This window comes from Curtobacterium sp. PhB190 (assembly GCF_004365385.1).
GTDB lineage: Bacteria > Actinomycetota > Actinomycetes > Actinomycetales > Microbacteriaceae > Curtobacterium.
The window spans coordinates 1-13,353 of the sequence record NZ_SODN01000018.1 but is presented as its reverse complement, the minus strand read 5'-3'; the positions used below and the strand labels follow the sequence as shown (position 1 = coordinate 13,353).

The 13,353-nt window shown below is 72.4% G+C and carries 12 protein-coding genes; 10 read left to right on the top strand and 2 right to left on the bottom strand.

Annotation, left to right across the window (positions count from 1 at the left end):
- Positions 1-210: 210 nt before the first annotated feature.
- From EDF47_RS19065 to EDF47_RS19050, 4 genes are all read left to right on the top strand, one after another.
- Positions 211-1,266 carry a LacI family DNA-binding transcriptional regulator gene (locus tag EDF47_RS19065; protein WP_133938345.1) on the top strand — a complete coding sequence of 352 codons (1,056 nt, stop codon included), beginning with the start codon at positions 211-213 and terminating at the stop codon, positions 1,264-1,266.
- Positions 1,267-1,844: 578 nt separating this feature from the next.
- Complete coding sequence (locus EDF47_RS19060) at positions 1,845-3,047, top strand: Gfo/Idh/MocA family oxidoreductase (RefSeq protein WP_243834112.1); 1,203 nt, start codon at positions 1,845-1,847, stop codon at positions 3,045-3,047.
- Positions 3,044-4,348 (top strand): DUF993 family protein, encoded by a 1,305-nt coding sequence (locus tag EDF47_RS19055; RefSeq protein WP_133938349.1) that lies wholly within the window; start codon positions 3,044-3,046, stop codon positions 4,346-4,348. The genes EDF47_RS19060 and EDF47_RS19055 overlap by 4 nt, the downstream gene beginning before the upstream one ends.
- Positions 4,345-5,250, top strand: a complete 906-nt coding sequence (locus EDF47_RS19050; protein WP_133938350.1) for a sugar phosphate isomerase/epimerase family protein — start codon at positions 4,345-4,347, stop codon at positions 5,248-5,250. The genes EDF47_RS19055 and EDF47_RS19050 overlap by 4 nt, the downstream gene beginning before the upstream one ends.
- 22 nt (positions 5,251-5,272) lie before the next feature.
- Here the strand turns inward: EDF47_RS19050 and EDF47_RS19045 are convergent, their stop codons facing one another.
- Together EDF47_RS19045 and EDF47_RS19040 are read right to left on the bottom strand one after the other, a co-directional pair.
- Positions 5,273-5,926 carry a class I SAM-dependent methyltransferase gene (locus EDF47_RS19045; protein WP_133938352.1) on the bottom strand — a complete coding sequence of 218 codons (654 nt, stop codon included), beginning with the start codon at positions 5,924-5,926 and terminating at the stop codon, positions 5,273-5,275.
- Positions 5,927-6,101: 175 nt separating this feature from the next.
- Positions 6,102-6,851, bottom strand: coding sequence for a FadR/GntR family transcriptional regulator (locus EDF47_RS19040; RefSeq protein WP_133938354.1), 750 nt, complete (start codon positions 6,849-6,851; stop codon positions 6,102-6,104).
- Between the two features lie 180 nt (positions 6,852-7,031).
- On the opposite strand from EDF47_RS19040, the gene EDF47_RS19035 reads away from it, so the two are divergent.
- The 6 genes from EDF47_RS19035 to EDF47_RS19010 are packed head-to-tail and all read left to right on the top strand — an operon-like array spanning position 7,032 to position 13,217.
- On the top strand, positions 7,032-8,435 hold the full coding sequence (locus tag EDF47_RS19035) for an MFS transporter (RefSeq protein ID WP_133938356.1): 1,404 nt from the start codon (positions 7,032-7,034) through the stop codon (positions 8,433-8,435).
- Positions 8,432-10,150, top strand: a complete 1,719-nt coding sequence (locus tag EDF47_RS19030; RefSeq protein WP_133938358.1) for a dihydroxyacetone kinase family protein — start codon at positions 8,432-8,434, stop codon at positions 10,148-10,150. Before EDF47_RS19035 ends, EDF47_RS19030 begins: the two co-directional genes overlap by 4 nt.
- 10 nt (positions 10,151-10,160) lie before the next feature.
- Positions 10,161-10,646, top strand: coding sequence for a ribose-5-phosphate isomerase (locus EDF47_RS19025; protein WP_133938360.1), 486 nt, complete (start codon positions 10,161-10,163; stop codon positions 10,644-10,646).
- Positions 10,646-11,461 (top strand): triose-phosphate isomerase family protein, encoded by an 816-nt coding sequence (locus EDF47_RS19020; RefSeq protein WP_133938362.1) that lies wholly within the window; start codon positions 10,646-10,648, stop codon positions 11,459-11,461. Before EDF47_RS19025 ends, EDF47_RS19020 begins: the two co-directional genes overlap by 1 nt.
- Positions 11,458-12,303 carry a sugar phosphate isomerase/epimerase family protein gene (locus EDF47_RS19015; RefSeq protein WP_133938363.1) on the top strand — a complete coding sequence of 282 codons (846 nt, stop codon included), beginning with the start codon at positions 11,458-11,460 and terminating at the stop codon, positions 12,301-12,303. Before EDF47_RS19020 ends, EDF47_RS19015 begins: the two co-directional genes overlap by 4 nt.
- Positions 12,300-13,217 carry a phosphogluconate dehydrogenase C-terminal domain-containing protein gene (locus tag EDF47_RS19010; protein WP_133938365.1) on the top strand — a complete coding sequence of 306 codons (918 nt, stop codon included), beginning with the start codon at positions 12,300-12,302 and terminating at the stop codon, positions 13,215-13,217. Before EDF47_RS19015 ends, EDF47_RS19010 begins: the two co-directional genes overlap by 4 nt.
- Positions 13,218-13,353 lie beyond the last annotated feature (136 nt).

Genomic DNA, 13,353 nt, shown 5'->3' with positions numbered 1-13,353 from the left:
GTGGGCGAGCGTTCGGGGTGTCTCGGCCGAGGACCCCAGGTCTACACGACGTGAGCGCTCATGGCAAGCGCTTTCCTGCGCGATGTTCTGACAATGTGACCAGCCGTCTCGGAAGGCCGCGCCGACGGCGCGGACGCTGGTCGGGCCTCCCGGGAAATCGCTATCCTCGCCACAGACCGCGCACGGCGCGGACCGGACTGGAGGCACGACATGCCCGAGCGAGGCACCGTCACCCTGGCCGACGTGGCCGAGCTCGCAGGCGTGTCGCTCGCGACCGCCTCGCGGGCGCTGAACGGCAGCACGCGGAAGGTCCGACCGGAGTCGGTGGACCGTGTGCAGGCCGCCGCCCACGAGCTCCGGTACACCGCCAACGTGCAGGCGCAGGCCGTCGCTCGCGGGAGCACCACGACCCTGGCGCTCGTCGTCGGCGACATCGCCGACCCGTACTTCGCCGCGATCGCCGCGGGGGCGATCCGGGCTGCCGACGACGCCGGGCTCGTGGTGACGATCACCTCGACCGGCGGGGATCCTTCGCGCGAGGCCGCGGTGCTCGGCGTCGTCGCCGGACTCCGGCCGCGGGCAGTGGTGCTCGCCGTGAGTCGTCGACTCGGTGCTGGGCAGACGTCGGGAGCGTCGGACTCCGCAGCTGCCGTCGGCGCACTCGTCGCCGCCGGTGCCGGGGTGTCCGCGCTCGTGTCCGACCTCGACGGTGCCGCCGCCGGGGTGCCCGGCGTGCACGGGGTCGTCATCCGGAACCTCAGCGGTGCCGCGGCCCTGGCGGGAGCGCTCGTCGAACAGGGGCACGACTCGTTCGCCGTCCTGTCCGGCGACCCGGACCTGGCCACCGCGCACGCCCGGGTCGAGGGCTTCGTCGCCGGACTCGCCGCGCACGGCATCCGGGTGCCGGACGACGCGGTGGTGCCCTCGGCGTTCACGCGCGACGGCGGGTACCAGGCGATGGTGACACTGCTCGACCGGGCGGCGGGAGGCGTGTGGGCGTTGCCGCGGTGCGTGTTCGCGGTCACCGACCTGATGGCGGTGGGGGCGGTCGCGGCGATCCGGGAGCGCGGGCTCGTCCCCGGGGTGGACGTCGGCGTCGCGGGGTTCGACGACGTGCAGATGCTCGCCGACGTCGTGCCGGCGCTCAGCACGGTGCGGCTCCCGCTGGAGGAGATCGGGGAGCGGGCGGTGCGGCGGGCACTGGGGCTCGAGGCCGACGGTGCCATCGACGGCGAGGTCGTCCTGCGCGCGAGCACGGCGCGGTAGCGCGGCGGGGGCGGGGCGCTCGCGCTTGGTGAGCAGAAAAGGTCGGGTCCGGCGCCGCCACTCGACCTTTTCTGCTCACGGAGTGTGGCGCCGGCGGCTGGTCGGGCTCGAGGGCGCGCGACACGCCGTCGGCCGGGCGTCGAGGTTCCGCAACATGCCGCGGGTTCGGCGCCGAGGTTCCACGGAGTGCCGCCTGGCGCTCCGAGGTTCCGAGATCTCGGAACCTCGGATGGCGCGGTCGGGAGCGTCCCAGGCGGTCCCCATCGGCCAGCGGCGGGTGGGGAGCGTCGCACGACACGCCGACGCCCGGGGCGTCGAGGTTCCACAACATGCCGCGGGTTCGGCGCCGAGGTTCCACGGAATGCCGCTCAGCGCCCCGAGACTCCAAGATTTCGGAACCTCGGGCGCGGGCCGCCGCCGCCGCACCCCGGCCGCGCGTGTGCGTTCGTGTTCGGGTACTACTGCAGCGCGCCGGGCGTGGTGTACGGTTCCGGGCAAGCGCTTTCCACCACGCGGAGAGCAGGCCACAGCGAGCAAGGGAGCACGCGTTGACCACCACGCGCACCATCGGCATCATCATGAACGGCGTCACCGGACGGATGGGCTACCGCCAGCACCTCGTCCGGTCGATCCTGGCCATCCGCGAGGACGGCGGACTTCGGCTGCCGGACGGCTCCCGCGTGCAGCTCGAACCGATCCTGGTCGGCCGCAACGCCGCGAAGCTCGAGGAGATCGCCACCCGCCACGGCCTCGAGCACTGGACGACCGACCTCGACGCCGCCCTCGCGGACCCGCGCTGGGACGTCTTCGCCGACTTCGCCGTCACGAGCGCCCGTGCCGATGCCCTGCGCAGGGCGATCGCCGCCGGCAAGGCGGTCTACACCGAGAAGCCGACCGCCGAGACCTCCTCGGAAGCGCTCGAACTCGCCCGACTGGCCGCCGAGGCCGGGGTGCCGAACGGCGTCGTGCACGACAAGCTCTACCTGCCCGGCCTCCGGAAGCTCCGCCGCCTCATCGACTCCGGGTTCTTCGGGAAGGTCCTCAGCGTCCGCGGCGAGTTCGGCTACTGGGTGTTCGAGGGGGACTGGCAGACCGCACAGCGCCCGAGCTGGAACTACCGGCAGCAGGACGGCGGCGGGATCGTCGTCGACATGTTCCCGCACTGGAACTACGTGCTCGAGCAGCTGTTCGGCCGCGTCGAGTCCGTGTACGCCCGCGCCGTCACCCACATCGAGCAGCGCACCGACGAGCAGGGTCACGAGTACCCGGCGACCGCGGACGACGCCGCCTACGGGGTCTTCGACCTGGCCGGCGGCATCACGGCGCAGATCAACTCGAGCTGGGCGGTCCGGGTCGACCGCGACGAGCTCGTCGAGTTCCAGGTCGACGGCACCCACGGCAGCGCCGTCGCGGGACTGTTCGGCTGCCGCATCCAGCCACGAACGGCGACGCCGAAGCCGGTGTGGAACCCGGACCTGAAGGACGACCGCGACTACAAGGCGCAGTGGCTCGAGGTCCCCGACAACGAGGTGTTCGGCAACGGGTTCCGCGCCCAGTGGGAGGACTTCCTGCAGGACCTGGTCGCCGGCCGCCCGCACCCCTACGACCTGCTCTCCGGTGCCCGCGGCGTGGCGCTGGCGGAGGCCGGCCTGCGGTCCAGCGCCGAGGGTCGACGCGTGGACCTGCCGGAGCTGCACCTGCCCACGGGGGCCGAGCCGCGCCTCCAGGTCGAGACGCCGGAGGTCGCCCTGCATACCGAAACGGTCGGCGCACGCGCATGACCGACCTCACCCTCCTCGCCGCCGACGGCTCGACCAGCCGGACGACCCTGAACCCGCCGGCAGTCACGGCCGCCGCCAAGCCGACCGCGCCCCTGACCGAGCGCCTCGTCTACGCGGCCGCCCACGTCGTCCCGCGCGCCGCCGCCGACAACACCCCCGGCGCCCCGGCCGACCTCGACTGGGACGCCACCCTCGCGTTCCGCCACCACCTGTGGTCGTGGGGGCTCGGCGTCGCCGACGCGATGGACACCGCGCAGCGGAACATGGGCCTCGACCCGGCCGCGACGCGCGAGCTCATCACCCGCAGCGCCCGCGAGGCGCACTCCGTCGGCGGCCGCATCGTCGTCGGCGTGAACACCGACGACCTGCCGGACGACGGGGACGACCTGCCCACCGAGCAGCAGGTCGTCGACGCGTACGTCGCCCAGCTCCACCACGCCGAGGACGCCGGCGCGGGTGTCGTCCTCATGGCGAGCCGTCACCTGGCGCGACTCGCGCAGCGCGCCGACAGCGACAGCCCCAGCAGCAACGTTGCCGCCAGCACCTACCGCCGCATCTACGGCCTCATCATCGAGCAGGCGAGCGCCCCCGTCGTCCTGCACTGGCTGGGGGAGGCCTTCGACCCCGCCCTCGCCGGCTACTTCGGCGGGCAGCAGGGCCCCGACACCGTGCTCGACATCATGCGCGACGCCGGGCCGAAGGTCTCCGGCATCAAGATGAGCCTGCTGAACGCCCGCGCCGAGGTCGCCCTCCGCTCCCAGCTGCCAGCGACCGCCCGGATGTTCACCGGCGACGACTTCCACTACGTGAACCTGATCGCCGGAGACCGGGCCGGAGACCGGGCCGGAGACCGGGCCGGAGACCGAGCCGGAGCACGGGGCCGAGCCCACTCCGACGCCCTCCTCGGCGCCTTCGCCGCCATCGCCCCCATCGCCTCCGCCGCCGTCCAGGCCCTGCCCGACGAGACCGCCTACCGCACCCTCCTCGCCCCCACCGAGGCGCTCTCCCGCCACGTCTTCAGCGCCCCCACCTGGCACTACAAGACCGGCATCGCCTTCCTCGCCTGGCTGAACGGCCACCAGCCCGCCTTCCAGATGGTCGGCGGCCAGCACGCCGGCCGCTCCCTGCCGCACCTGTCCGAGACCATCCGGCTCGCGAACGCCTGCGGCGCCCTCGAACACCCGGACCTCGCCGCCTCGCGCTGGCACGCGCTGCTCACGGTGGCCGGCGTGGAGACACGGTCGACCGGGAGGCCCGGATCACCCACCGCCGACCGCACCGTCGCCGAGGTGGTCGCGTGACGACCGCGGCGGACGCCGTCACGCCGGTCCGGTCCGCCGGCGCTGCGCCGCATCCGCGGCTGTCGGTCAACCAGGCGACGATCAAGTACGCGCCGCTCCGGCAGGCGCTCGACACCGTGGCGGGGGCCGGCGTCGGTGCGATCGGCACCTGGCGGGAGCCCGTGGCCGAGGTCGGTCTCGCCGAGGCCGTCCGGATGGTCGCGGACTCCGGGCTCCGGGTGTCGGCGCACTGCCGCGGAGGCTTCTTCACCCTCCCGCCAGGCACCGCGCGGCAGCGGGCGCTCGACGACAACCGCCGCGCGATCGACGAGACCGCCGCCCTCGCCGCGGCCGGAGCACCCGGTTCGGCGCCCGTGCTCGTGCTCGTCGCCGGGGGACTGCCCGAGGGCTCGCGCGACCTGGTCGACGCCCGGGGCCGGGTGGCCGATGCGCTCGCCGACCTGGTGCCGCACGCCCTCGACGCCGGTGTCCAGCTCGCCGTCGAGCCGCTGCACCCGATGTACGCAGCCGACCGAGCCGTGGTGTCGACGCTCGCGCAGGCGATCGACCTGGCGGCGCCGTTCCCGGCCGCTGCCGTGGGGGTCGTGGTCGACACGTTCCACGTGTGGTGGGACCCGGCGCTCGCGGCGTCGATCGCCCGCGCCGGGGCTGCCGGGCGGATCGCGTCGTACCAGGTGTGCGACTGGACCACCCCGATCGCGGCGGACCCGCTGCTGTCCCGGGGCTACCCGGGCGACGGCCACGTCGACTTCGGGCCGGTGACGGACGCGGTGGTCGCTGCCGGCTACGCCGGTGACGTCGAGGTCGAGCTCTTCAACCAGACGATTTGGGACACTCCGCCCGCCCAGGTGGTGGCCCGCGTCGTGCAGGCGTTCGACGCCGCGGTCCCACTCCCGCGCTGACCGTCCCGCGCGGCAGCCGTCGTCAGCGCGCCCGGCGGACCAGCACCACGCTGTCGAGCACCTCGTGCGGGTCGCCGTCGGGAGTCGTCGCGGTACGCGGCCGGAGTTCGGCGGCGACGACGTCCCACGAGCCGTCGAGCTGCAGGGCCGTCAGGTCCTCGTCGGGCGTCGGGAACCGGTACTCCCGCATCTCGACCGGCAGGTCGTCGTGCGGTGGGGCAGCGTGCGCGGTCACGAGCAGGTGCCCGCCGACCGCGACGAACCCGGTCGCCCGGCGCAAGATCTCCGCGCGGGGGATCTCGACCGGCCACGACTGCAGGAACGACGCCGTCACCAGGTCGAAGCGCGCAGCCGTCTCCCACGTGGCGAGGTCGGCTGCGACGAACGCCGTCCTTTCCTCGACCCCGGCCGACACGGACGCCCGCGAACCGCGCTCGATCGCCGTCACCGAAAGGTCGACCCCGAGTGCGTCCCAACCCTGCTCGGCAAGCCAGACGACGTCGCCGCCCTCACCGCAGCCGAGGTCGAGCGCGCGCCCCATCGGCAGCGCCCCGGCGACGTCGGCCAGCACCGCGTTCACCCGGCCCGACCAGATCCCGTCGCGCTCGGCGTACCGCTGCTCCCACCAGTCGCGGGCCGAGCCGACGCCATCGGTGGTGGTCTCGTGTGCATGCATCCGCCCACTCCAGCGCACCCGCCGGGCCCGACCCAAGCCCTGTTGCCGCCCCGGCAACGTCGCACGGTGCGAGGCGGACCCGCACCGCGCCTCCCGGCCGCCCGATCGTGAGCAGAAGATGTCGGGTCGCCGTCACGGATCCGACCATTTCTGCTCACGAAGCGGACGCGCCCCGCTACTCGGCGGGTGGGATGGGCTCCGCGTTCTCGATGCGGGCGCTCGCCGTGGCCATGTGCTCGTCCATCGCACGCTGCACGGCGGGCACGTCGCCGGCCCGGAGCGCCTCGTAGATCGCGCGGTGTTCGTCGTAGGCGGCCTCCGTGGCCTGGCGGGTCTGGACGCGGCGGCCGACCCACACGCTGAGCATCGAGCGCAGGCTCTGCAGCAGGTCGCCGAGCACGTCGTTCCCCGCGGCGCGGGCGAGCAGGACGTGGAAGCGGACGTCGGCGTCGATGAAGGCCTCGGGGTCGTCGAGGGTGGCCTCTTGCCGGACCAGGTACGCGCCGAGCTCCGCGACCTGCTCGGGCGTGGCGCGCTGCGCGGCGAGGATCGCGACCGTGCGCTCGAGCGACGACCGGACCTCGAGCAGCTCGCGGGTGCGGTTCGACGCGAGCATGAGGCCCCACGACAGCGTCGTCGGCAGCAAGTCCGAGGTGCCGCCCTGCAGGTACGTGCCGGAGCCGGGCCGGATCTGCACGATCCCCAGGATCTCGAGGGCCGCCAGGGCCTCGCGCACCGCGGAGCGTCCGACCCCGAGCCGTTCGGCCAGGATCCGCTCGGACGGCAGTCGCGAACCGGGGGCCAGCTCACCCGCGGTGAGCAGGGACACGAGCTGTCGGGCGACCTCGGAGGCGGGCGACCCCGCGGGCACGGACTCGAGTTCGAGTCGGATGTTGAGGGGGTCGTCCGGGCTGAACGCGGGCATGCAGTGAGCGTACCGTTCGGTCAACCGGTTGGGCTTCGAGGAGCTTGGGCTGGTTTGGTCAACCGGTTGACAAGTCGGATTCGAATCCGCACACTGGACCAGGCGCACCGATGCGCCCGCTCCATCCGGGCGCAGCAGCACGGGTCGGAGTCGTACCACCCCCACCGAGCAGGAGTCATCGTGGACATCCCCGCCACGCGAGGCATCCCCACCTCGGTCGTCGAGAAGACGGCCATCCGCAAGATCGCGATCCGCATCGTGCCGTTCGTGGCACTGATGTTCTTCATCAACTTCCTCGACCGCACAGCGATCTCCTTCGCGGCCCCGAACGGCATGGAGGCGGACCTCGGTCTGACCGCTGCCCAGTTCGGGTTCGCCTCCGGCGTGTTCTTCATCGGCTACCTCGTGCTCGAGGTCCCGTCGAACCTGGCGCTGCACAAGTTCGGCGCGCGCATCTGGCTCGCGCGCATCATGATCACGTGGGGCATCGTCTCGCTGCTCTTCACGTGGGTGCAGAACTACCCGCAGCTCGTCGGGCTGCGCTTCCTGCTCGGCATCGCCGAGGCCGGCTTCTTCCCCGGCGCGATCCTGTTCCTGTCGACGTGGGTGCCCGCCCGGCACCGCGGCAAGATGCTCGCGCTGTTCTACCTGGCCCAGCCCCTGACGAGCGTCATCGGCTCCCCGCTCGCCGGCTGGCTGATGACCCACGAGGGCATGCTCGGCGGCCTGGCCGGCTGGCGCTTCATGTTCCTGTGCGTCTCGATCCCGGCGATCATCGTCGGCGTCCTGTGCCTCTTCGTGCTCAAGGACAAGCCGTCGCAGGCGAAGTGGCTCGACGAGGACGAGAAGCTGTGGCTCGAGGGTGCCCTCGCCGCCGAGAACAAGGCCAAGGGCGGGGGAGACGGGCACGCCAAGGGCGGTCTCCGTGCAGCCTTCGGTTCCGGCCGCGTCTGGATGCTCGCCGCGGTCTACTTCGGCTTCATCTACGGCCTCTACGCACTGAGCTTCTTCCTGCCGACCATCATCGACGGCTTCCAGGAGCAGTTCGGCACCACGTTCGACCTGTTCCAGAAGGGCATGATCACGGCGATCCCGTACGTCCCCGCCGCGGTCGTCCTGTACTTCTGGTCGCGTGACGCCTTCCGCCGTGGCGTCCGGGTCTGGCACATCGCCGTCCCCGCGCTCGTCGGCGGCCTGAGCATCCCGGTCGCGCTCTACATGAACAGCCCGGCCGCCACGATCGCCGTCATCGCGGTCACCGCCTGCGCGATCTTCGCGGCGCTGCCGAACTTCTGGACCGTGCCGACGCAGTTCCTGACCGGTGCCGCCGCTGCCGCGGGAGTCGCCCTCATCAACACGATCGGCAACCTCGGCGGGTTCGCCGCCCCGTACATCACGGGCGTCGTCAGCGGGTGGACCGGCGGGTACCAGGTCCCGATGTTCATCGTCGGCTTCTTCATGGTGCTGTCGAGCGTGCTGATGTTCGTGCTCGGTCGGAACACCAAGCGGAACGAACGACGTGCCGCCGACGCTGCGGCGCAGGCCACGAAGAACACGACCACGACCCAGGAGAGCCACGCATGACCCGCCTGTTCAACGACCCGGCCGACTTCGCCGACGAGATGGTCGACGGCTTCGTGGCCGCGAACCAGTCCCGGGTCCGCAAGGTCCACGGCGGCGTCGCCCGCTCGACCACCAGCCCCGAGGGGACCGTCGCGCTCGTCGTCGGCGGTGGCTCCGGCCACTACCCGGCCTTCGGCGGACTCGTCGGGCACGGACTGGCAGCCGGTGCGGCGATGGGGAACCTCTTCGCCAGCCCGAGCGCCCAGCAGGTCACGGCGGTCGCGAAGGCGTCCGAGCACGGCGGCGGGGTGCTGCTGAGCTACGGCAACTACGCCGGCGACGTGCTCAACTTCGACGCTGCGGCGCGGGCACTGGCCGACAGCGGGATCGACGTCCGCACCGTGCGGGTGACCGACGACGTCGCCTCCGCCCCGAGCGCCGAAGCCCACAAGCGTCGTGGCATCGCCGGTGACCTGTGCGTCTTCAAGGTCGCCGGTGCCGCCGCGGAACGCGGGGACGACCTCGACACGGTCACCGCGATCGCGACCCGCGCCAACGACCGCACCCGCAGCTTCGGCGTCGCCTTCTCCGGCTGCTCGCTCCCCGGCGCGGACGAACCACTCTTCACCGTCCCCGAGGGTCGGATGGCCATCGGCATGGGCATCCACGGCGAACGCGGCATCGCCGAGGCCGACGTCCCCACCGCGTCCGGACTGGCCGACCTGCTCGTCGACAAGTTGCTGACCGAGCTGCCATCCGGTGTCGTCGTCGACGGGGCACGCGTCGTCCCGATCCTCAACGGTCTCGGCAGCGTCAAGTACGAGGAGCTCTTCGTCGTCTTCGGCGCCGTGCAGCGCGGGCTCACCGCGGCCGGTGCCGTCGTCGTCGAGCCCGAGGTCGGCGAACTCGTCACGAGCTTCGACATGGCCGGCGTCTCGCTGACGCTCTTCTGGCTCGACGACGAACTCGAGCAGCTCTGGGCCGCCCCAGCCGACAGCCCCGCGTACCGCAAGGGCGGTGCCGTCCCGCAACAGCCGGTCGCACCCGAGGCCCTCGCCGCGGACGAGCAGGCACCGGTCACGCCGGGCACCGAGGCGTCGCAGGCGTCCGCCGCCCGGGTCGCCGAGGCGATCACGGCCATCCGCACCACCATCGACGACCACGCCGACGAGCTCGGTCGGATCGACGCCGTCGCCGGCGACGGCGACCACGGCATCGGCATGCAGCGCGGCTCCACCGCCGCGGACCGCGCCGCTTCGGACGCGGTGACGCGCGGCGCCGGCGCCGGCAGCGTCCTGGCGATCGCCGGAGACGCCTGGTCCGACAAGGCCGGTGGCACGTCCGGCGCGATCTGGGGAGCCGCCCTGGAGGCACTGGGTCGCGTCCTCGGCGACGACGAGCGTCCGACCGCCGCCACGGTCCAGAGCGCGGTGCACGCCGCCACCGAGGCGGTCCTCGCGTTCGGAGCCGTCCCCGGCGACAAGACCATGGTCGACGCGATCGTCCCGTTCGACCAGGTCCTCACCGACCGCGTCGCGGCCGGCGACGACCTGGTCCGTGCCTGGTCGGCAGCGTCCGCCGCGGCGACGGCGGCCGCCGACGCGACCGCTGACCTGCTGCCGAAGATGGGCCGCGCCCGCACCCACGGCGAGGACGCGGTCGGCACCCCCGACGCCGGCGCGATCTCGTTCGCCCTGATCACCGCCGCGGTCCTCGCGACGCTGGCCGAGAAGTAAGGAAGCCCCCATGACCGAGCAGCAGTTCCGCATCGTCGTCGGCTCGGACGACGCCGGGTTCGACTACAAGGAGATCATCAAGGCCGACCTCGCGAAGGACCCGCGCGTGGTCAGCGTCACCGACGTGGGCGTCGACGCGGACGGGCACACCGCTTACCCGCACGTGGCCGTCGACGCAGCACGACTGGTCGCGAGCGGCGAGGCGGACCGGGCGATCCTGATCTGCGGCACCGGACTCGGCGTCGCGATCGCGGCGAACAAGGTCCCCGGCATCCGGGCCGTCACCGCGCACGACTCGTTCAGCGTCGAGCGTTCGGTCCTGTCGAACGACGCCCAGGTCCTCTGCATGGGCCAGCGGGTCGTCGGCGTCGAGGTCGCACGCCGGATGGCTCGCGAGTGGTTGGGCTACACGTTCGACCCGTCCTCCGCCAGCGCGTCGAAGGTCGCCGCGATCTGTGCCTACGACGGCTCGGCCCCGGTCGGGACCGACGCCTGATGCCGGCGACCACGGCGGCGGCCCCGATCACGATCGGGGTGTCGCTCAAGATGTACTTCGGGCACGCCCGGACGCTCGAGTGGGCGGCCGCCGTGGCCGACATCGCCCGGACCCACCCGGCGGTGCAGTCCGGCGCCGTCGAACTCTTCGTCATCCCGACGTTCCCGTCGCTCGTGCCGGTGCACGCCGTGCTCGAGCGCACCCCGGTGCTCCTCGGCGCGCAGGACCTGGCCTGGGCCGACGAGGGTGCCTTCACGGGTGAGGTGTCCGGCCGCGAACTCCGCGAGGTCGGGGTCGACCTGGTCGAGATCGCGCACGCCGAACGCCGGTCCCTGTTCCACGAGTCCGACCAGGACATCGCCGGCAAGGTGCACGCCGCCTTCCGCAACGGCCTGCGTCCCCTCATCTGCGTCGGCGAGACCGACCGCGCGGCCGACGGCGACCCGTCCGCTGCCGTCGCCGAGGTCACCGCGCAGCTCGACCGCTTCGTCGCGACGGCCGTCGCCGACGGACTCGCCGGGCCGGTCATCGCCGCCTACGAGCCGGTCTGGGCCATCGGCGCACCGCAGCCCGCTCCCGACGAGCACATCGTCGCGGTGCTCGCGGGCATCGAGCAGCACCTGGCGAACCGCCCGGAACTCGCCGGTTCGGTCGTCATCTACGGCGGCAGCGCCGGGCCTGGTCTGCTCACCCGGGGACAGGGCCGTATCGGTGGCCTGTTCCTCGGCCGCTTCGCCCACGACCCCGAGGCGATCCGCACGATCCTCGACGAAGCCGAGGCGCTGGCTGCGACGCAGGACGGAGCACCGGCGTGACCTCCCTGCTCGGCCTCTCCACCTACGCCTACTTCTGGCGCATGTCCGACCGCGTGCCGGCACCGATGTCCCTCGACGACGCCCTGCGCGACGCCGCGGCCCACGACGGCGTCGACCTGTTCCAGATCTGCGACCACCTGCCGCTCGACACCGCGTCGGACGACCGGCTGGCCGCGATCCGGATGCTGGCCGACGATCTCGGGCTCACGCTCGAGGTCGGCACCCGCGGCACCGACCCGGCGCACCTCGCCCGGTACCTGCACATCGCGCAGGTACTCGGTGCGACGCTCGTCCGGTCGATGTGGACGAGCGGCGACGACCAGCCGGACACCGCCGAGACCGAACGCCGTCTGCGCCGGGCACTCCCCGCCTACGAGGCGGCCGGGGTGACGCTCGCCCTCGAGACCTACGAGGTGGTGGCCACCGCCGACCTCGTCGCGGTCGTGCAGGCGATCGGCTCCGACCACCTCGGCATCTGCCTGGACCCGGCGAACACCGTCGCACGGCTCGAACACCCCGCCGACGTCGTCGCGATGACCGCCCCGCACGTCGTCAACTGGCACGTCAAGGACTCCGGGTTCACCCGGTCGCCGGGGTGGGTCGGGTTCCAGTACACCGGCGTCCCGATGGGCACCGGGGTCATCGACCACGACGCCGTCCGCGCCGCGATCGACCCCGACGCCCGGGGGATCAACCGCGTCATCGAGTTCTGGCTGCCCTGGCAGGACGAGCACGCGGGCGCCGACCCGCGACCGGGCGAGACGCCCGCACAGACCACCACCCGCATCGAGGCGGCGTGGACCGAACACACCATCGAGCACATCAGGAGCAAGGAATCATGACCGACACCGTCACCACCCCCCACACCGTCGCTGCCGGATCCGGTACGGCCGACGTCACCGTCGCCGTGATCGGTGCCGGCGGCAAGATGGGCACCCGCGTCTCGAACAACTTCGCGAAGAGCGAGTACACGACGCTCTACAGCGAGGCCTCGCCCGCCGGGCAGGAGCGCATCCAGGCCCTCGGCCGGTCGCTCAACGACAGCGTCGAGGCCGCCAAGGTCGCCGACGTGGTCATCCTCGCCGTGCCGGACGTCCTGCTCGGCACCATTTCGGAGCAGCTCGTCCCGGTCATGAAGGCCGGCGCCAGCATCCTGACGCTCGACCCGGCCGCCGCCTACGCCGGACTGCTCGCCAAGCGCGAGGACATCCACTACGCCGTAGCGCACCCGTGCCACCCGTCGGTGTTCCTCGAGCGCACCACCAAGGCCGAGTGGGACGACACCTTCGGGGGCATCGCCGCCCCGCAGGAGGTCATCGCGGCCTTCGACGCGTCCGAGTCCCTCGGTGACCCGGACGACTCCGCCAAGGCGATCGCCGAGGCCGTCATCACCACCATGTACGCGCCCGTCATCCAGGTGCACTGGGTCACCGTGAAGCAGCTCGCCGTGCTCGAGCCGACCCTCGTCGAGACCATCGCCTGCATGATCGGCGACTTCCTCAACGACGCCCTCGAGGAGACCGTCACCGGTGTCGGCGTGCCCCGCGAGGCCGCCCGCGCCATGCTCTACGGCCACACCTGGATCGCGCTGACCAACGGCCTGCGCGGCTCGAACCCGTTCTCCGACGCCTGCCACATCGCCATGGGCTACGGCCGCGAGAAGCTCATCAAGGAGGACTGGAAGCAGGTCTTCGACGACAGCGAGCTCGACAGCGTCATCGCCAAGATGCTCAAGATCGACGCCGTCCGCCGCTGACGTTCGTCTGACCCGCGAAAGCGACAGATTCCCGCCGACCATCGGCGGGTGGATTCAAGTGGTCGGTGCAACACCGCCTGTCAGTGACGCCGAGAGTAGCTCGTCGAGAGCTTCTCTCGGCGTCATGGCGTCGAGG

What these genes read in the sequence shown, in the direction of transcription:
- EDF47_RS19065 (WP_133938345.1), top strand. Translation starts at nt 211, where the DNA reads ATGCCCGAGCGAGGCACCGTCACCCTGGCCGACGTGGCCGAGCTCGCA.
- EDF47_RS19060 (WP_243834112.1), top strand. Translation starts at nt 1,845, where the DNA reads ATGAACGGCGTCACCGGACGGATGGGCTACCGCCAGCACCTCGTCCGG.
- EDF47_RS19055 (WP_133938349.1), top strand. Translation starts at nt 3,044, where the DNA reads ATGACCGACCTCACCCTCCTCGCCGCCGACGGCTCGACCAGCCGGACG.
- EDF47_RS19045 (WP_133938352.1), bottom strand. Translation starts at nt 5,926, where the DNA reads ATGCATGCACACGAGACCACCACCGATGGCGTCGGCTCGGCCCGCGAC.
- EDF47_RS19040 (WP_133938354.1), bottom strand. Translation starts at nt 6,851, where the DNA reads ATGCCCGCGTTCAGCCCGGACGACCCCCTCAACATCCGACTCGAACTC.
- EDF47_RS19030 (WP_133938358.1), top strand. Translation starts at nt 8,432, where the DNA reads ATGACCCGCCTGTTCAACGACCCGGCCGACTTCGCCGACGAGATGGTC.
- EDF47_RS19025 (WP_133938360.1), top strand. Translation starts at nt 10,161, where the DNA reads ATGACCGAGCAGCAGTTCCGCATCGTCGTCGGCTCGGACGACGCCGGG.
- EDF47_RS19020 (WP_133938362.1), top strand. Translation starts at nt 10,646, where the DNA reads ATGCCGGCGACCACGGCGGCGGCCCCGATCACGATCGGGGTGTCGCTC.
- EDF47_RS19010 (WP_133938365.1), top strand. Translation starts at nt 12,300, where the DNA reads ATGACCGACACCGTCACCACCCCCCACACCGTCGCTGCCGGATCCGGT.